The following is a 17,592-nucleotide window of genomic DNA, read 5'->3' as shown; positions in this document are numbered from 1 at the left end:
AACCAGGCGTTATTTTTGCGTTCCGGAAGACACGCCAGACTCAGACCGTTTAGGACATGTGTTCTTCCACTTGCACTCTAGTGCGCCGCATTTTTGTAGAGCTGACGCGCCACCAGCCAAGCTACCGGCAGCCCAAGAAGAGCCCCAGCCGCCGCGGCCAGCAGTATTGCCTGCACGGATACAAAACCAGCCACCAGCACTGCAATAACACAGGCTCCAGCCAGCGAGCTGCCAATGAGAGAATAGAGCATAGATGCAAGGCGTAACATAGGGGCCTCCTCATGTATCAGGTTTGCTATACGACTCACGTCCTACACAAATCTGTCGCCCGCCACCTTGATACGGATCAGATCAGCTCACTGGCTCATGCCGCGATCAACAGGCTCTTCAACCGCAGCCCCTGCCTCTTTCCACTCCGCAAAGCCGCCGGCATTGTAGACCTCAAGATATCCCATATCCTTGAGCAGCTTGCCCGCAAGAGCTGCGCGACCACCGCTGGCACAATGCAACACTACCGGGCGATCCACACGCAGGGCGGCATCATAAAAGGGGCTGGCAGGATCTGCACGGAACTCCAGCATTCCCCGCGGAATGTGATGCGATCCAGTTGCACGTCCCTGGACCTCCAGCTCTGGCGCATCCCGCACATCCAGCAACACTGCGCCCTTGGCTATCAGATCTTGGGCCTGCGCCACAGGTATCCGCTCCACCGCCGCATTGGCCTGCGCCATCATCTCTTGCAAAGATATTGTCATCTGTCGCTCCTAAACTTCGTCCAGCACTGCGGAATGCCTGCCGGTTCTCCCTAGGATGGCGCTGTTCGAAACCAGAGAAAAGCCCTGTTCAAAGAGATGTGACTTTTTAGGGCAGTACTCAACTTTGCGGTCTACGATTGCCACTGGCTCGGGGTGAAAAGGCAGGCCTTCATCGGGTAAAGGCCGACTGGTCAGTGCGATAGGCGCCGCATCCTAGCGGAACTCATCCTTCCCGTTCAATCCCATAGTCGCTCTCCTTGGTTGCAGTAAATGCTATCAAAGGAGCCGCATATTCTTCGAACCGGGCGTCACGGTCCCTATCAAATACTGCCGAAAACAGGGGGCTAAAACCACGGAGATTGCCCTACCCTTCATAAGATCGGATGGGATTTAAGATTGCGATCTTAGAAATGGTGCCCAGGAGAGGACTCGAACCTCCACATCGTTGCCAATACTAGCACCTGAAGCTAGCGCGTCTACCAATTCCGCCACCTGGGCCGGTGTCGTGAGGGGCGTATAAGGGGATGCTCTGTGAAGGTCAAACGGAAAAAACAACTCCTTCAACAATAAAATCCCACACTACAAGAGCACCGCGACACATAGATTTTTTAACTTCTTTTCACAGGGTTGAACTGTCAGAGCCCGGGGAGCTGAAACGCGACCCTCAAGGTCATTTTTCTTTCCGATTTGATCCTGCGCAAAGCGAAGCCACAATATAAGGGACAAATGGGAGTCATGAAACAGATTGACCGCCTTGCTGCGCTTGGGCTTTTTGACAGCCGCGTGCCCCGCTATACCTCTTATCCCACCGCCCCGGTGTTCAGCCCCACTGTGGGGCATGTATCGCAACGGCGACAACTGGCGGCCCTTGATCCGGATGTGCCGGTCTCGGTCTACATCCACATCCCGTTTTGCGAGCGCCTGTGCTGGTTTTGCGCCTGCCGCACCCAGGGCACCCAATCGCTAAGCCCGGTTGAAAGCTACATTGGAACCCTTGAGGCCGAACTGGCGCTCCTGGCCAAAGAATTGCCTGCGGGATTGAAAATGGGGCGGCTGCATTGGGGCGGCGGCACACCGACGATCCTAACTCCTATCCTGATCCACCGACTGGCCCGTGCGGTAAAGAATGTGTTTGGCCAGACCCCTGATTGGGAATTCTCGGTTGAGATCGACCCAACGCTGGTCGACCAGGACAAAATCGCAGCCCTCGCCGCAGAGGGCATGAACCGGGCGAGTATCGGCATTCAGGATTTTGATCCCCTGGTGCAAGAGGCCATCGGACGAAAGCAGCCCTATGAGGCAACACAGGCCTGTGTCGAAGATCTGCGTGCCGCTGGGATCACGTCATTGAACGCCGATCTCGTTTATGGATTGCCGCACCAAACCCCAGCCCGGATGGCAGACACCCTGAACAAGGTTTTGAGTCTCAAACCTGATCGCATCGCGTTATTTGGCTATGCCCATGTCCCATGGGTCGCCAAACGCCAGCAATTGATCAACGAAGCGGTCCTGCCGGATGATTCCGCCCGTTATGCGCTGGCAGTGCAATCCGCCAGCGCTTTTGCCGAATCCGGGTTCGAAACGATTGGCATTGATCATTTTGCCCTGCCCGAAGATGGCCTGGCCAAGGCCGCCCGCACCGGCCATTTGCGACGCAATTTCCAAGGCTATACAGAAGACACCTGTCCTGCCCTTATCGGTATTGGCGCCTCGTCCATTTCTCGGTTTCCGGGCGGCTATGTGCAAAATGCCTCGGCGACACCGGCCTATGTGAAACAGATCGAGGCCGGACAGTTGGCCGGTGCGCGTGGCCATGAGATGTCTGACGAAGATCAGATGCGCGCCCGCGCCATTGAAATGATTATGTGCGACTTTGCCTTGGACAGGACCGCGTTGGAGCAGCAATTTGGGCCGCTGACTGCAGGGTTGGAACCAGATCTGGCGAAAGTGGTGGAGCGCTTTGGCACATTGGTGAGCCTGGATGACCAAAAGCTGGAAATAAGTCCCGATGGGCGTCCCATGACCCGGATCATCGCCAGCCTCTTTGATGCACATATGCCAGCGGATGCCAAGTTCAGCCGCGCCTCTTAGAGGGGCCGGTTGGGCCCGCCCCATCAGCTAGAAAACTAAGGGGGGCAAACCAATCGGTTGCCCCCCTCTTCTTATAGTAAAACCTGGTCATGCGGTTGTCGATCCGGACTGCCAGCCCTGATCAGAACCCCCGCCCAGACTGATGCGAGGCATAGATTGCCGCAACCTTCTTCACTGCGTCTTCTGGGCTCAGCTCTTCGCTTTCACCAGTGCGGCGGCTTGTCAGTTCAACCACCCCGTTTTTCAACCCGCGTGGACCCACTGTAATGCGCCAGGGCAAACCGATCAAATCCATGGTGGCAAATTTACCGCCAGCGCGTTCCTTGCGGTCATCATATAGCGGCTCAAGCCCCAGCGCGGTCATGGCCGCATAAAGCTGGTTGCAAGCCGCGTCGGCCTCATCATCGCCTTGCTTCAGATTGACGATCCCACAGTGGAACGGGGTCACACCCTCGGGCCAGATGATACCTTTGTCGTCATGGCTGGCCTCGATGATTGCACCCAATAGACGCGACACGCCAATGCCGTGCGAGCCCATGTGAACCGGAGTGGGTTTTCCATCAGGCCCCTGAACCGTGGCATTCAAAGCATCGGAATACTTGGTGCCAAAGTAGAAGATCTGGCCCACCTCGATACCGCGTGCCACCCGACGGCGCTCTTCCGGCACTTGGTTGAACAGCGCTTCATCGTGGGTCTCATCAGTGCGGGCATATTTCGAGGTGAATTCCTCAAGCACGCCCTGACATTGTTCGACATTGTCGTAATCAATCTCGCGGTCACCAAAGGTCAGATCGGTGACGGCAGAATCATAAAAGACTTCGGATTCGCCAGTTTCGGCGAGCACCAGGAATTCATGGGTATAGTCGCCCCCAATCGGCCCGCCATCGGCACGCATCGGGATCGCCTGCAGCCCCATGCGCTCATAAGTACGCAGATAGGTAACCAAGTGGCGGTTATAGGCGTGCAAGGCATCCTCTTTGGTGAGGTCGAAGTTGTAGCCATCTTTCATGTAGAATTCGCGCCCCCGCATCACGCCAAAGCGCGGGCGGATCTCATCACGGAACTTCCACTGGATCTGATACATGGTCAGCGGCAGATCCTTGTAGCTGCTGACATGTGCGCGGAAGATATCTGTGATCAATTCCTCCGCAGTTGGGGTGAAGAGCATGTCGCGGCCATGGCGGTCTTCCACGCGCAGCATTTCCTGACCGTAGTCATCATAGCGACCGGATTCACGCCACAGATCGGCACTTTGGATGGTGGGCATCAACATCGGCATATGCCCCGCACGCTGTTGTTCTTCGTGTACAATGCCTTCCAGCTTCTTCAGCACTTTGAAGCCAAGCGGAAGCCAGGAGTAGATCCCGGCGGAGGATTGCTTGATCATGCCAGCCCGCAACATGTAGCGGTGACTGACAATCTGGGCCTCAGAGGGGTTCTCTTTCAGAACAGGCAGGAAATAGCGGGACAGGCGCATGTCGATCTCATTCTCACGATGGGTTTCTACTGCGGTCTAATCCATCAGGCCCTAGCAAGCAATCGGCCATCGTCCCTGAGCTGTGTAAGCTCCCCACAGAAGGTCATCAACCTAAGATCGAAAGTGCCCCCGCCCACCAACGGCGGCCTTAGATCCTTGCGCGATGGGCTGAAAATAGCCGACCTGAGCCCGTGTGACGGCCAGGAGTTCTGCATCCTGCTCAGACAGAACCCCTGGCGGCCATATGTGGATCTCATATGAGTTTGTTTTTTCCAAGGTCTGGAGCATACCGATCATTGACGGGCCCTGCCATTGGGGAAATCCTATTGAAAATGCCGCGGAATGGCCTGTTCCGCAACGGCATGACAAGGAGCGGGAATGTGCCCTGACTGTTAGATTTCCACGGCCTGCCCTTGCAAGCCTGGGGCCCTTTGGGCAATGACTGTCTTTGGATCTTATGATTTTTTGGGCAAAGGCAGACAGCACATGGCTCTTCCGGCAAAGAAACAGTTCAAGTACTGGGGCATTGCCGCCTTGGTTTTTTCCGTTGTGATGTGGGCACTGGGAGACGTACTGCTGCCGTTTGTGCTGGGCGCAGCCATCGCCTATTTAATCGACCCGATAGCAGACCGATTGGAAACCATGGGGCTTAGTCGATCGACTTCTACGGCTGTGATTGTCGTGCTGCTGATGCTGTTCTTCTTGCTCGCTTTGCTTGTCTTGTTGCCGACGCTGATCAATCAGATGATAGACCTGACAGAGATCCTGCCCAAGGCCTTCCAGGATCTGAGAACCTTTGCGCAGACCCATTTCCCCTCTGTCTTTACCGAAGGAAGCCGGGCGCAACAAACCATTGCCTCAATTGTTGGCACCTTACAGGGTAAAGGAATTGAACTGATCGAGGGCATCGCCGGATCTGCAATTTCGCTCCTTAATGTGTTGGTACTGTTCGTCATTGTTCCAGTGGTAGCGGTTTACTTGCTGCTCGACTGGGACCGGATGATCGCGCGTGTTGACGAACTTCTGCCACGCGATCACGCCCCAGTCATCCGCCGTCTGATGGCGCAGATCGACGCGGTGCTCGCCTCCTTTATTCGTGGCATGGGCACCGTCTGTCTGATTCTGGGCAGCTACTATGCCATTACCCTGATGATCGTTGGGCTTAACTTTGGCCTGGCGGTTGGCTTTATCGCCGGCTTGGTCACCTTTATTCCCTATCTGGGCGCGTTGATTGGCGGCGCATTGGCCATTGGACTGGCGCTGTTCCAATTCTGGGGTGACTGGTGGTCAATTGGGATCGTTGGCGCAATCTTTGCTTTTGGTCAGGTTATCGAAGGCAACTACCTCACGCCCAAGCTCGTGGGGAACTCCGTCGGGTTGCACCCGGTGTGGCTCTTGCTGGCGCTATCGGTTTTTGGAGCCCTCTTTGGGTTCGTTGGTATGCTGGTTGCGGTTCCGCTGGCCGCCGCATTAGGCGTGGTTGCACGTTTCCTGGTTGAACAATATCTCGACAGCCGATTGTACCGCGGCTTGGAACACCCAGCCTTGCAACAGGAAGACGACATCTGAAATGGCTCAGCAGCTTAGTTTTGATTTGCCAGCCAAAACGGCACTGGGGCGAGACGATTTCTTCGTCGCGCCCTCCAATGCAATGGCCGTGGCCCTACTGGATCCTTCTTTTCACTGGCCCAGTGGCAAGCTGGTCCTGACCGGGCCTACAGGGTCCGGCAAAACCCATCTTGCTCATGTCTGGGCCAGTCAAACCGGCGCCAAAATCCTACAGGCCTGCGACCTGAAGGAAGACAGGGTGCCAGAGCTGGCACAGGCTCCGGTGGTGGTAGAAGATGTGCCCGCAATTGCGGGCAATCCAGAGGCACAAAATGCCCTGTTCCACTTGCACAATCTCGTGCTGTCCAATGGCCATGCTTTGATGCTGACAGGCCGCGCGGCCCCCAATCTCTGGCAGCTATCGCTGGCGGATCTACAAAGCCGCATGCAGGCTGCGACCCATGCCGAACTGCAGGCACCCGATGATGCCTTGCTCGCGGTTGTGTTGGCAAAGCTGTTTAATGACAGGCAGGTAACCCCCAAAGCTGATGTCATCCCCTATCTGGTTGCGCATATGGATCGTTCCTTTGCGGCCGCGGCGGTCATCGTCAAACAGCTCGATAATCTCGCCCTCTCTGAGGGGCGCACACTGTCGCGCCCTCTTGCGGTCAGACTGATGTCACAAGATCCCCCCAATTGATCTTCAAAAAGAGACCAAATATGTCGCAACTCGGAGCGATTGACCCCGCCTTGGGCTTGGCCCATCGTGAACTACGCAATGCTGATTTAATGAGGCGACTATGACCCCCAGCACGGACAGCCCCCGCCCTGATTGGGATCCCTTTGGTCGCCCGGTGTTTGAAGATCCAAGCGCCCGCGCCCTATCCCGAGTTGGGGTCGTCGATGTGGGGTCGAACTCGGTGCGTATGGTGATCTTTGATGGCGCCGCGCGTAGCCCAGCCTATTTCTACAATGAAAAAATCATGTGTGCCCTGGGCGCGGGCCTATCCGAGACGGGTATGTTGAACCCCAAAGGCCGTGAGAGAGCACTGGCGGCGCTGCGCCGTTTTCAACATCTGGCCCAAGGGATGGGCCTGCCGGGTCTCTCTGTGGTGGCAACGGCCGCCGTCCGTGACGCCAAGGATGGCCCCGAGTTTTGCGAGGAAGTGCTGCGCGAAACAGGGCTAAAGATCTGGGTCATTGACGGGCGCGAGGAAGCGCGGCTTTCGGCTCAAGGCGTGCTATTGGGCTGGCCTGGTTCTTATGGCCTGGTTTGCGATATCGGCGGCTCGTCAATGGAGCTGGCAGAAATCCATGATGGCGAGGTGGGAAAACGTGTCACCTCATCGCTTGGCCCGCTAAAGTTACGTGATATCAAAGGTGGCAGACGCGGACGCAAGGCGCATATTTCATCTGTCATGAAAGAACTGAGCGCTGAGATGGGCCAGCAGACCGACCGTCTGTTCCTGGTGGGCGGCAGCTGGCGTGCCATTGCCCGTGTCGATATGATGCGACGTGGGTACCCCCTGCGGGTTCTGCATGAATACCGCATGACTGCGCGAGATGTCCGCGAGACCCTCAAATATATTGATGCCACTGATATCGAAGAGCTGCGCTCTGCCTGTGGTATCTCCAGTGCGCGTATGACGCTGGTTCCCTATGCCATTGACGTGCTGTCACGTCTGGTAAAGACCTTCAAACCCAAGGACATAGCTGTTTCCAGCTACGGCATTCGCGAAGGCCTATTGTACGAGCAAATGCCGCAAAGACTGCGCAATCGTGACCCGCTGGTAGAGGCCTGCCGCTTTGCTGAGGCCAAAGATGCCCGCCTACCGGGTTTTGGCAAAACGCTCTTTGATTTTGTCAGCCCCCTGTTCAACTCAGGCCCGCAAACTCAAAAACGCCTGATTAAGGCCGCCTGCCTTTTGCATGATGTAAGCTGGCGCGCACACCCCGACTATCGCGCAGAAGTCTGTTTTGACAATGCTACCCGCGCCAATCTCGGCGGGTTGAAACACTCAGAGCGGATTTTTCTGGGCCTCGCTTTGCTGCATCGGTACCGCAACAAAAGAGAGGGAACCGCCTTTGAGTATCTCTATGATCTGTTGGATAGCAAGGGCCAGAAAGAAGCGGAGATTCTAGGCAAGGCCATGCGGTTTGGTGCCATGCTCATGGTCAGCGAGGATGGCGACATCGGCAAACTCAAGTGGCACCCCCGCAAACGCCATCTCAGCCTGGAACTGCCGCGCGCATCTGAGGACCTGTTTGGCGAGGTGGCCGAGGCACGTCTGTATTCCTTATCGAATACCTTGGATGCCGATGTCAGCGTAAAGATCAAAAAATAGGACCGCTTTACGCCCCTGCCCTCGCAGCCGTTTGGGCAACATACCCAGAGATCTAAACATTCAGATATCTGTGGCCCCGCCTTCGGCTTCGTTCGCGGTCTCAGCCTCTGGTAGATCAGGCTTGCGGCGAATAATAATATCGCCATTGGGCAGGATTTCTGGTGCCTCGTAGCGGCTCCAATCTTCCACCTTGTCCGCAATCTCTGCCAACGCCGGGCCCATCTCCGCCAGAAAACTCTGCATTGAGGGGCCAATTTTCGACATCAGCCCTTCCAGTTCTTGGAGCGAGGGCGCCATCTCTTCGCGTAGCCCTTTCCAAAACAGCTCCGCTCCGCGCTCCATCAGACTAGAGCCATCCTCCCCCTCCTGATCCTGGGCAGCAAGGGGGCAGGCCGTCAAGGAAACGGCGACAAAGGCGGGAATGAGGAGTCGTTTCATAGGGTCAATATAACCTCTCAGCGTAAAAATTTAAGTCAGCTCAAGATCCAAAGAGACGGGGAAATGATCTGAAGCAGCCAAAAGAGCCTCCCGCAGGGGAATGTCATCATAGCATTCTGCATCCTCAAACGGATGCCAAATACGCCAGTGCGGCCCATAGGCCTCCAACCCGTGGGAAATCATAATGTAGTCAAGCAGGGCGCGAAAATAGCGTTTGGTCTCAGGGTTGTAAAACCGCGAGGTGGAAGGCAGAACAGGTTCACGCGGTTTCAGCAGGCTTTGTGCATGGGGGTCGGTTAGCTCAGCGCCCATGACGATCTCGACAGAGGATTTACCGAACAGGCGCTCATATTCGTCCAGCCCTGGCCCGTCATTGAGATCCCCCATAACAATCACATTCTCCCCCGCTTCGACGTGTTCTTTGATACGCCGGTGCAGCCAGATCGCCTGCGCCAGTTGCTTGCGGCGGTTCGCGATGGATATCCGTGCCACTTCCTCTGCCGTTTCGGCCCCATGCGGGGCCTTGGACTTGAGATGTGCTCCAATCAGGCGCAGCGCCATGCCCCCCTTTGTTCGAACCTGCAGCTCTAGCGGTGGTTTGGAGAAGCGCACCCGGTCCATGCGGTCATCCACATCAAGATCGATGAGGAAACTATCATCAAAACGAGGGGCGCGCTTGCTGGCCTGCGGGTCTGCTTCAACATCCAAAACGGCAGGATCATAAAGCAAGGCGATTTCTTGGTGTGTGTCTGTGGCAAAGCCAGAGACAGCAGTGTCTGTGCGCAACCCCGCCTCAGCGGCAAATCGTTCCAGTGCGCGGGTACAGCGCTGTTTGCGCCCGGTGTTGGGCGCTTCGACAACCATTACAGCATCCGCGTCCAAACGCTGCAACACATGGGCAATTGCCCGTCCCTGCGTATAACGATCCACGCCATAACGTCCCGAGGACTGGTCATCCAGCATTAGATTGTCCGCATCATCAAACAGATGCGCAAACCATTCGATATTATACGTGACCAGGCGCATGTTTGCCGCATCCGTTGATCTGATCCCAGGCCCGGTTGATGTCGATCATACGTTTTTCGGCCAGCCGCACCGCCTCTTCCGGCACCCCGCGCCCGATCATGGCATCTGGGTGGGTATCGCGCACCAGCTTGCGCCAATATTTCCGGATCTCTTCGAGCGGCATATCCGGCGACACGCCCAGCACTGTATAGGGATCCTTGGGTGCATCCGGGACAAAGCGCGCCCTAAGCGCCTGAAACTGCTCTGGAGTCTGGCCAAAGATCCGGCTCACATCCTCCAGAAACTCATTTTCGCCAGGGTGATAAAACCCATCCGCCATGGCGATATGGAACAGCCCCTCCATCAAATCGCACAGGGCACTGGGATCTGAGGCAAACATCCGCTGGATCCGCGCTGCATAGTCCTGATAGCCGGCAATATCGGTCCGGGCCATATCAAAGACCCGTGCCGCACCGGCTTCATCGTTCTGGGCAATCTGGAACACCTCGCGAAAGGCAGTGACCTCGTCACGTGTGACCAGACCATCCGCTTTCGCCATCTTGGCACCGAGGGCAATCACAGCAATGGCAAAGGCAACTGAGCGCTCCGGCGGGGCGCGCAAACGGTCAAACACATCCGAAAGGCTTTCGCCCTGCTTAAGAGCCGAGAGCGCATCTGATATTCTGGACCAAAGAGACATGTTAACATCCTAGCGCTAAAAACATCTTTTGTCAGGCTTCCGCCGCCTTAGCGGGCAGAGGTTTCGGCAGCGATCCGTAATTCCTGGGCAGGGCTGCCCTTTTTTAACGCAACAGGCGGCGCCCATGCGGCGTGTCAAACTCTGCCTCAAACCCAACGGTCCCGGTTTCAAAGCGTACGCGCGGGTCAAAGAGAGACACCGTCTTTTGCAACGCCTCAGCCTCGGGATGGGAAACCACCAGATACTGCAACCGACATCCCTGTTGTTCCAACAAGGGTGCCGGATGCGCCGAATGCCATTCAATCAGAGCAGGGAATTGATTGTCATAGGGCAAAATACCATCGGCTGGGACGGCCATATCCCATTTCAGATCGCCTCGGGTCAACGAAACCAGATCCCCTGCCCCCTTGGGCAACTCGGACAGCTGCTTGGATAAATCAATACAGCGGCAAATCCAGTTGCTGATACGGGGGCTGCCGGAAAAACGGTCCAGATCAAACCAGCAGGGACGGCGCTGCGGTGTTGCTGCGGGATCGATGGCGATCGCTTCCAGATAAAGCCCATCTGCCAGTCCAAGCAGGCGATTGTGCGTTCCAAACACTGCATGTTGACCACCCGGCTGCAAAGGCACGCCAAGAGCGGTTTCCACGTAATCGCACGCCTCTTCCAGGGTTTCCCCCGCCACGGCCAGATGATCCAGTTCCATCGTGTTCTCCCATTTGCGGTCACCCTAGACGGTACTTGGCGACATTCAAGGCAAAAGCCTGCCCGGCCGCGCCCTTCGGTCCAGCCAACCCAATCTTAATATTTGGGAAACCATGACGACAGAAACCGGGCGAAATCAGGCCGTTTCTATGGGCAATATCAGGTGCATTTTAACCACCCAGATAATTGCTAGGAAGTTGTTAACACCCCTGGAATTTAACGGTTCCCGAAACAAAACCCCGACGACTTCTGCTACCCCAAGGAGGCCGAGCTGATGCTAATCCAAGGAGCCATAGCCCAAGGGCTGACCTCAAACCTGTACAAACAGTCGACAAAACTGAACGAGGAACAGACCGCAAAGATTGCCGAATTGTTGTCGCATATGGGCACCGGCAATCTCAAAGACAGCACAGCGCAGACCGTTGTGGCCGAGGCCAAAGAGCTCAGGCTCATTTCGAACGCGGATCTTGCTGCAGCCCTGGCAGAGGCCGGCATCGACACATCGGAGCTCTCCAAGCATACAGGCCAAGGCCTCATGGGGCGCCCCGAATCTCCGCCGCCACCGCCGCCTCCGCCGCAGGAAAGCAAGGGCATCGCAACTGTCGACGAGGCCATTGTTGAGCTCATCGCCCAGGCGGTTGAAGATTATGACGTGAGCCAGGAAGAGGAAACCACCTTGGGAGAAGCTGTTTTGGCTACTCTGGAGGAGGCCGGCTATGACAGCTCGCAGCCGTTGATCGATTTTTATTCCTGAGTGACGAAAACTACGAATTGGGTGATCCCACCAAAAGGGGGCGCAGAAATCTCTGCGCCCCCTTTTTGTGATTTATTTGCGAGCGGCTTAGCTGCGGGCTTCACGGATCAGTTTCAGGATATCTTGCGCTGCCTCGGGGATATTGGTGCCCGGACCAAAGATCGCCTTAACGCCACTGTCATAAAGGAACTGATAGTCTTGCTGCGGGATTACCCCGCCACAAATCACCAGAATATCCTCAGCGCCCTGTTCTTTCAGCTCTTTTACCAGCTGCGGTGCCAGGGTTTTGTGACCGGCCGCCTGGGATGAGATGCCGATGACATGCACATCATTGTCGATGGCATCCTGTGCAGCCTCGGCCGGGGTCTGGAACAGCGGGCCCACGTCCACATCAAAACCGATATCGGCAAAGGCGGTTGCAATCACCTTGGCGCCACGGTCATGTCCATCCTGGCCCATCTTGACCACCAGAATACGTGGGCGACGGCCCTCGGCCTCAGCAAAGTCTTCGATCGACTGCTGAATCGCGGCAAAGCCTTCGTCGCCCTCATAAGCCGCGCCGTAGACACCCGCCAGAGTTTTCACTTCGGCGCGGTGGCGGCCAAATTCTTTCTCCATTGCCATGCTGATTTCTCCTACGGAGGCCCGCATACGGGCGGCTTCTACGGCGGCTTCCAGCAGATTACCGCCCTCTTTGGCGCGTTTGGTCAATTCATCCAAAGCCGCCTGACAGGCCGGCTCATCGCGCTCTGCGCGCATCTTCTCAAGCCGGGCAATCTGGCTTTCACGGACCGCAACATTGTCCACATCCAGGATGTCGATCGGGTCTTCTTTTTCTTTACGGTATTTGTTGACGCCAACGATCACTTCTTCGCCGCGGTCGATCATCGCCTGACGGCGGGCCGCGCTTTCCTCGATGCGCAGCTTGGGCATGCCAGAGGCCACGGCCTTGGTCATGCCACCCATTTCCTCAACCTCCGACATCAGGGCCCAGGCCTTGTCGATCAGCTCATTGGTGAGGCTCTCAACGTAATAGGAGCCCGCCAGCGGGTCGACCACATTGGTCACGCCGGTTTCTTCTTGCAGAACCAGCTGGGTGTTGCGAGCGATGCGGGCCGAGAACTCGGTGGGCAATGCAATGGCTTCGTCCAGCGCATTGGTGTGCAGCGACTGGGTGCCGCCCAAAACCGCCGACATTGCCTCATAGGCAGTCCGGATCACGTTGTTATAGGGGTCTTGTTCTTGCAAGCTGACACCAGAGGTCTGGCAGTGGGTCCGCAGCATCTTTGACCGGTCCGACTTGGCGTCAAACTCTGTCATCACGCGGTGCCACAGGGTACGTGCGGCACGCAGCTTGGCGATCTCCATGAAAAAGTTGGTGCCAATAGCAAAGAAGAAACTGAGCCGGCCCGCAAATTTGTCCACATCCATACCGGCATCGGTAGCGGCGCGCACATATTCGCGACCATCCGCGAGTGTGTAAGCCAGCTCCTGCACCAGATTGGCGCCGGCTTCCTGCATGTGGTAGCCGGAGATCGAGATAGAGTTAAACTTGGGCATCTCGTTTGATGTGTATTCAATGATATCCGAGATGATCTTCATCGATGGCTCTGGTGGGTAGACATAGGTGTTGCGCACCATGAATTCCTTCAGAATATCATTCTGAATGGTCCCCGCCAGCAGCGCCTTGTCGTGGCCCTGTTCCTCGCCAGCCACGATAAAGCTTGCCAGGATCGGGATCACCGCTCCGTTCATGGTCATCGAGACCGACACCTTGTCGAGCGGAATTCCGTCAAACAGGATCCTCATGTCCTCAACAGAGTCAATCGCAACGCCAGCCTTGCCAACATCGCCAACAACCCGCTCGTGGTCGCTGTCATAGCCCCGGTGTGTGGCCAGATCGAAGGCCACGGAAACCCCCTGCTGGCCCGCTTCTAGATTGCGGCGGTAAAAGGCGTTGGACTCTTCGGCGGTGGAGAATCCAGCATATTGCCGAATGGTCCAGGGGCGGCCCGCATACATGGTCGCCTTTACCCCACGGGTAAAGGGGCCAAAACCTGGTAGCGTCCCCATATGGGGCAGCTCTGCGGTGTCTTCAGCAGTATAGAGCGGCTTGACCTCGATCCCCTCGAGCGTTTTCCAGGTCAGGTCTTCGAGTGGGCGGCCACGGAGCTCTTTTTCAGCCAGAGCCCGCCAATCGTCTGTCTTGCTTGTCATGGGGTGTTCCTCTTGTCACATCTGTATGGGGCAGGTTTAGTCCCGCCGCCGGGTGTTCTGGATCCTGCAGCAGCTGCGCCAGCCCATCGGCACCAGCAGTCAGCCACATCAGATCATCTGCATAATTCTCGCGCAGCATGGCGCATTGGACGTTGTCAAAGGGACGCCAGCGTCCCGCGCCCTCGGGGAGGTCCTGCGCCACGCTCTCCAAAAGGTGGGCGCGCAGATCTTCCAGCCGCATCGCTGCATTGAGCCGCACGCGGGCATGGGCGCGGGGGGGCTCGCAATCGCTCAGCAATGAAAGTTGCAATTCAGGGCGGCCACCAAAGGTTTCGAAAGGCAAGACCTTGATCTCTACCCCCGGCATCGCACAGGCGATATCGGTGATCACATCACGCCAAGTGCGGCTGCTTTGCGCAAGATTTTGCAGCTGTCCGACTGAGGGCACCCGGTGCCCCCGTGCAACTGCGTAGGTCAGCGCAGAGGTCCAGTAGTTTTCCAGGCTGCGAATATTCAGCGCCACAGAGGTCACGCGCCCATCAAAGGCTTCGACATACCGCGCCATGCGCTCACCAATGCCGCTATACAGCGCACTAAGGCGCAAATTTGTTCTGGTACTACCAATGAGGTTTTCGTCGCTGACAATAAGGTGCTGTATGCCACGTTCCTGGCTTTGGTTCAGGTTCATCCTGATCCGCCCCTGCGCCCGTTTTGCCAGAGCCTGTGCATTGCCCACCGCCGGTGTGGGCAAAACGCCATGAAGCAGCCCGTTGCGGGTGCGACGTGGCCCCCAAAATCCAATTCCCTGGGTTTCCAGATCCGCTGCGTTTTGGCGCAGATATTCCTGAAAAGAGGTTGTGGCACAGCGGTGTGCCCCAAGATGAAGACAGGTTTGCATCGCATTTCCAATTCTTTGGACGAGAGGCGCCTTTTGCACCTCTGGGAAGGGAGTCTGTGTGATCATGGTCCACAGACCCTCTCAAAGCGATTAACACGCATGCGATTTTTTCCGCGTTGAGCCCAATTGCCCATCGCAATTACGCGCCATGCGCATATATTGAGGCGAACAGGAGAGATTATGAAACCAATCCTAACCCTTGTTTTGTCGAGTTTTCTTTCGTTTGGCCTGGGGGGGTCCGCCTGGGCAGCCGAGCCGGAAACCCCCACGCTGGTCCAGCCCGGAGAAACGGCTGATCTGGCCAGTTTCCTATGGCACAAGCGACCCATTGTTGTTTTCGCCGACAGCCCAGAGGATCCACGGTTCAAAGAGCAAATGGATCGGCTGACCCGCGAGGCCGACGCCCTGTTGGACCGCGATGTCGTCGTGCTGACAGATACGACCCCTGCCGCCGCTTCGGCGCTGCGCAAACAGCTGCGTCCGCGCGGGTTCATGCTGGTTCTGATTGGCAAGGACGGCGGCGTCAAACTGCGCAAACCCCACCCCTGGACAGTGCGCGAGCTGTCACGCAGCATTGATAAGTTCCAGGATCGTTTGCAAGAAGTGGAAGACCGACGCGGCAACTGAGACAATAGCTCGCTCGGTCTGTTGACCTTCACCAGAGACGGACGGCTTAGCCGTTGCTGCGCACGTAGATCACCGCTTTGGCCTGCGCGTCCACAATCATGACCCCATGCCCATCGGGAATAAAGGCCATGCGTGAGGTCGGATTCATGATCGCCTGGTGATAGATGGATTTGACGAGTTCGCTCATGCAGTTCACCCCGGCCAAGCCCGAGTTGAGCAGGCTGATCCCATGGGGCAGATCCCGCGACATGATCGCCTCGACCAGCGCATTTGGAGATTTCCCTCCAACCTTGAACACCACTGGCTGCCCCTCGGCCACCATTTTGAGCCCGGTATCCACAGATCGCGCCGCGTCCAATAGTGATGAAATCCGCGGGTTTTCGGTATGAAAGACGGCCGCCGTGCAGGTGCCGCTGCTTTTGAAAAAATACGTGTCGCCCAGCGTGACCCATTGCGAAAGCTGGAGCCGTAGATCTTCTTCTTTGTCCAGCGCACAGCCAGACAGAAGCGTCAGTACCGAAACCAAAGAGATTGCCAAACGAAACATGTGTCACCCTGCGAGAAACCAATGAATTTGGTCTGGCACAGAGATCTGAAGATTTGGTGCACGGCCCCGAAAGGCTGCGATAGGTGGCAGGCACAACTGGGCGCGGTGACCGCCCCCCATCGCCCAGGTCAGCGCCCGGAGCGATGCGCCCGGACGCTGAGGCCAGGTTTATGCCTGCCGCAAAATTCACCCCTCAAATTCCATGATCACCTCGTCAACTGCGAGGCTGTCGCCAGCGCTTGCATTGATCTTGGCAATCACGCCTTTTTTCTCGGCGCGCAGGATATTTTCCATCTTCATCGCTTCCACTGTGCACAGCGCCTGGCCCTCATGGACCTCATCGCCAACCGCGACATCAACCTTGACGATCAAGCCAGGCATTGGGCAGAGCAGCAGTTTCGATGTATCAGGTGCGACCTTCTCTGGCATCAGCGCGGCCAGTTCCGCTTGGCGCGGCGTCCGCACATGTACCTTGAGATCCGCGCCGCGGGATCGGATGCGGAAACCGCCCGAGATTTTGCCGACTTTCAGCACCAAAGGCGCGCCATCGGCGTCCAAAGTGGCCAATTGGTCCCCAGGGGTCCAGTCGCTGGCAATGCGCATCTGATCGCCTCCGTCAAATGTGACGGTTGAACCCAACTGATCTGCCTCGATGGAGACAGGGAAGTTCCGCCCCTGCAGGGAAACAACCCAGTCAGAGCCGACACGGCGTTCGTGATTGTCCATCCGGCCAGAAACCCGCGTGCGGCGTATTTCTGCGACCCGGTGCATCGCCGCAGCAGAGGCTGCGATACGGCGTAGATCCGCTTCGGGCAGCTCAACACCAGTAAAGCCCTCGGGATACTGCTCCTCGATAAAGGCCGTGGTCATTGTGCCCTCAATAAAGATCGGGTGATCCATCACGGCCGACAGGAAAGGCAGGTTGTGGCCAATGCCTTCAACCTCAAACCCGTCCAATGCGTTGCGCATGGCCTCGATCGCCTGATCCCGGGTTGGCGCCCAGGTGCAAAGCTTGGCAATCATCGGGTCGTAATACATTGAGATTTCGCCGCCCTCATAGACGCCGGTGTCATTGCGTACCGCGATACCCTCGCCCGCGGGAGCCTCGCCTTGCCATTTGCCATTGTCCAGCAGTGGACCACCCGACAACTCGGCTGGGGGGCGATAGCGGGTCAGACGACCAATCGACGGCAGGAAGCCCCGATAGGGATCTTCGGCATAAAGCCGGTTTTCGATCGCCCAACCGTTCAGCTGTATATCTTCTTGCTTGATAGTCAGCGGTTCCCCATTGGCAACACGGATCATCTGTTCCACCAGGTCAACGCCGGTGATCAGCTCGGTGACCGGATGTTCCACCTGCAAGCGTGTGTTCATTTCCAGGAAGTAGAAGTTCTTATCGCCATCAACGATGAATTCCACGGTGCCAGCCGAAGCATAATCCACCGCCTGCGCCAGAGCGACAGCCTGTTCACCCATCGCTTTACG

17 protein-coding genes and 1 tRNA gene are annotated in these 17,592 nt (G+C 56.9%); 6 read left to right on the top strand and 12 right to left on the bottom strand.

Translation table 11 applies throughout. The annotated features are described in order from the left end of the window. Nucleotides 1-77 precede the first annotated feature (77 nt). The 3 genes from MED193_RS21225 to MED193_RS21215 all read right to left on the bottom strand — a co-directional run bounded on the left by MED193_RS21225 (nt 78) and on the right by MED193_RS21215 (nt 1,253). Nucleotides 78-269, bottom strand: a complete 192-nt coding sequence (locus MED193_RS21225; protein WP_039966521.1) for a hypothetical protein — start codon at nt 267-269, stop codon at nt 78-80. Nucleotides 270-356: 87 nt separating this feature from the next. Beyond that, entirely contained in the window at nt 357-755 is a 399-nt protein-coding gene (locus tag MED193_RS21220; RefSeq protein ID WP_009811836.1) for a rhodanese-like domain-containing protein, read from the bottom strand. A gap of 411 nt (nt 756-1,166) precedes the next feature. Then, nucleotides 1,167-1,253 (bottom strand) — tRNA-Leu (locus MED193_RS21215). A 237-nt stretch (nt 1,254-1,490) separates the two neighbouring features. Between MED193_RS21215 and hemN the strand changes: the two genes are divergently transcribed. Next, the gene (hemN, locus tag MED193_RS21210; RefSeq protein ID WP_009811835.1) at nt 1,491-2,846 is read left to right on the top strand and encodes an oxygen-independent coproporphyrinogen III oxidase; all 1,356 of its coding nucleotides are present in this window, start codon (nt 1,491-1,493) and stop codon (nt 2,844-2,846) included. A gap of 121 nt (nt 2,847-2,967) precedes the next feature. Here the strand turns inward: hemN and proS are convergent, their stop codons facing one another. Continuing rightward, nucleotides 2,968-4,323 (bottom strand): proline--tRNA ligase, encoded by a 1,356-nt coding sequence (gene proS / locus MED193_RS21205; protein WP_009811834.1) that lies wholly within the window; start codon nt 4,321-4,323, stop codon nt 2,968-2,970. Nucleotides 4,324-4,809: 486 nt separating this feature from the next. Between proS and MED193_RS21195 the strand changes: the two genes are divergently transcribed. The 3 genes from MED193_RS21195 (at nt 4,810) to MED193_RS21185 (ending at nt 8,216) form a co-directional block, all read left to right on the top strand. Then, nucleotides 4,810-5,892, top strand: coding sequence for an AI-2E family transporter (locus MED193_RS21195; protein ID WP_039967159.1), 1,083 nt, complete (start codon nt 4,810-4,812; stop codon nt 5,890-5,892). A 1-nt stretch (nt 5,893) separates the two neighbouring features. Continuing rightward, nucleotides 5,894-6,571, top strand: coding sequence for a DnaA/Hda family protein (locus tag MED193_RS21190; RefSeq protein ID WP_009811831.1), 678 nt, complete (start codon nt 5,894-5,896; stop codon nt 6,569-6,571). 100 nt (nt 6,572-6,671) lie between these two features. Further along, complete coding sequence (locus tag MED193_RS21185) at nt 6,672-8,216, top strand: Ppx/GppA family phosphatase (protein ID WP_009811830.1); 1,545 nt, start codon at nt 6,672-6,674, stop codon at nt 8,214-8,216. Between the two features lie 60 nt (nt 8,217-8,276). Here the strand turns inward: MED193_RS21185 and MED193_RS21180 are convergent, their stop codons facing one another. The 4 genes from MED193_RS21180 to MED193_RS21165 form a co-directional block, all read right to left on the bottom strand. Further along, a complete protein-coding gene (locus tag MED193_RS21180; protein WP_009811829.1) occupies nt 8,277-8,654 on the bottom strand; it encodes a hypothetical protein in 378 nt (125 codons plus the stop codon). 30 nt (nt 8,655-8,684) lie between these two features. Continuing rightward, the gene (locus tag MED193_RS21175) at nt 8,685-9,680 is read right to left on the bottom strand and encodes an endonuclease/exonuclease/phosphatase family protein (protein ID WP_009811828.1); all 996 of its coding nucleotides are present in this window, start codon (nt 9,678-9,680) and stop codon (nt 8,685-8,687) included. Beyond that, nucleotides 9,661-10,359, bottom strand: a complete 699-nt coding sequence (locus tag MED193_RS21170; protein WP_009811827.1) for a molecular chaperone DjiA — start codon at nt 10,357-10,359, stop codon at nt 9,661-9,663. The genes MED193_RS21175 and MED193_RS21170 overlap by 20 nt, the downstream gene beginning before the upstream one ends. 103 nt (nt 10,360-10,462) lie before the next feature. After that, on the bottom strand, nt 10,463-11,065 hold the full coding sequence (locus MED193_RS21165; RefSeq protein ID WP_009811826.1) for a VOC family protein: 603 nt from the start codon (nt 11,063-11,065) through the stop codon (nt 10,463-10,465). Nucleotides 11,066-11,338: 273 nt separating this feature from the next. On the opposite strand from MED193_RS21165, the gene MED193_RS21160 reads away from it, so the two are divergent. After that, entirely contained in the window at nt 11,339-11,818 is a 480-nt protein-coding gene (locus tag MED193_RS21160; protein ID WP_009811825.1) for a hypothetical protein, read from the top strand. A gap of 87 nt (nt 11,819-11,905) precedes the next feature. Here the strand turns inward: MED193_RS21160 and scpA are convergent, their stop codons facing one another. Continuing rightward, nucleotides 11,906-14,035, bottom strand: a complete 2,130-nt coding sequence (gene scpA, locus MED193_RS21155) for a methylmalonyl-CoA mutase (protein WP_009811824.1) — start codon at nt 14,033-14,035, stop codon at nt 11,906-11,908. Continuing rightward, entirely contained in the window at nt 13,998-14,999 is a 1,002-nt protein-coding gene (locus MED193_RS21150; protein WP_009811823.1) for a hypothetical protein, read from the bottom strand. Before MED193_RS21150 ends, scpA begins: the two co-directional genes overlap by 38 nt. 114 nt (nt 15,000-15,113) lie before the next feature. Here MED193_RS21150 and MED193_RS21145 point away from each other — a divergent pair, with 114 nt between their 5' ends. Then, nucleotides 15,114-15,560: a DUF4174 domain-containing protein gene (locus tag MED193_RS21145; protein ID WP_009811822.1), complete on the top strand. Its 447-nt coding sequence runs from the start codon at nt 15,114-15,116 to the stop codon at nt 15,558-15,560. A gap of 46 nt (nt 15,561-15,606) precedes the next feature. On the opposite strand, the gene MED193_RS21140 is transcribed toward MED193_RS21145, so the two are convergent. Then, the gene (locus MED193_RS21140) at nt 15,607-16,107 is read right to left on the bottom strand and encodes a hypothetical protein (RefSeq protein WP_009811821.1); all 501 of its coding nucleotides are present in this window, start codon (nt 16,105-16,107) and stop codon (nt 15,607-15,609) included. Between the two features lie 186 nt (nt 16,108-16,293). Continuing rightward, on the bottom strand, nt 16,294-17,592 hold a 1,299-nt coding region (locus tag MED193_RS22725), incomplete at its 5' end, for a biotin/lipoyl-containing protein (protein ID WP_009811820.1).

Source organism: Roseobacter sp. MED193, from assembly GCF_000152965.1.
Lineage (GTDB): Bacteria > Pseudomonadota > Alphaproteobacteria > Rhodobacterales > Rhodobacteraceae > Pseudophaeobacter.
Note: the sequence above shows the minus strand (reverse complement) of the source record. Positions and strands in the feature narration are given on the sequence as shown.

Bases quoted from the DNA above. Each gene is read 5' to 3' on its own strand.
- scpA (WP_009811824.1), bottom strand. From the start codon at position 14,035: ATGACAAGCAAGACAGACGATTGGCGGGCTCTGGCTGAAAAAGAGCTC.
- MED193_RS21190 (WP_009811831.1), top strand. From the start codon at position 5,894: ATGGCTCAGCAGCTTAGTTTTGATTTGCCAGCCAAAACGGCACTGGGG.
- MED193_RS21180 (WP_009811829.1), bottom strand. From the start codon at position 8,654: ATGAAACGACTCCTCATTCCCGCCTTTGTCGCCGTTTCCTTGACGGCC.
- MED193_RS21145 (WP_009811822.1), top strand. From the start codon at position 15,114: ATGAAACCAATCCTAACCCTTGTTTTGTCGAGTTTTCTTTCGTTTGGC.
- MED193_RS21165 (WP_009811826.1), bottom strand. From the start codon at position 11,065: ATGGAACTGGATCATCTGGCCGTGGCGGGGGAAACCCTGGAAGAGGCG.
- MED193_RS21185 (WP_009811830.1), top strand. From the start codon at position 6,672: ATGACCCCCAGCACGGACAGCCCCCGCCCTGATTGGGATCCCTTTGGT.
- MED193_RS21160 (WP_009811825.1), top strand. From the start codon at position 11,339: ATGCTAATCCAAGGAGCCATAGCCCAAGGGCTGACCTCAAACCTGTAC.
- proS (WP_009811834.1), bottom strand. From the start codon at position 4,323: ATGCGCCTGTCCCGCTATTTCCTGCCTGTTCTGAAAGAGAACCCCTCT.
- MED193_RS21140 (WP_009811821.1), bottom strand. From the start codon at position 16,107: ATGTTTCGTTTGGCAATCTCTTTGGTTTCGGTACTGACGCTTCTGTCT.
- MED193_RS21170 (WP_009811827.1), bottom strand. From the start codon at position 10,359: ATGTCTCTTTGGTCCAGAATATCAGATGCGCTCTCGGCTCTTAAGCAG.
- MED193_RS21220 (WP_009811836.1), bottom strand. From the start codon at position 755: ATGACAATATCTTTGCAAGAGATGATGGCGCAGGCCAATGCGGCGGTG.
- MED193_RS21150 (WP_009811823.1), bottom strand. From the start codon at position 14,999: ATGATCACACAGACTCCCTTCCCAGAGGTGCAAAAGGCGCCTCTCGTC.
- MED193_RS21175 (WP_009811828.1), bottom strand. From the start codon at position 9,680: ATGCGCCTGGTCACGTATAATATCGAATGGTTTGCGCATCTGTTTGAT.
- hemN (WP_009811835.1), top strand. From the start codon at position 1,491: ATGAAACAGATTGACCGCCTTGCTGCGCTTGGGCTTTTTGACAGCCGC.
- MED193_RS21225 (WP_039966521.1), bottom strand. From the start codon at position 269: ATGTTACGCCTTGCATCTATGCTCTATTCTCTCATTGGCAGCTCGCTG.
- MED193_RS21195 (WP_039967159.1), top strand. From the start codon at position 4,810: ATGGCTCTTCCGGCAAAGAAACAGTTCAAGTACTGGGGCATTGCCGCC.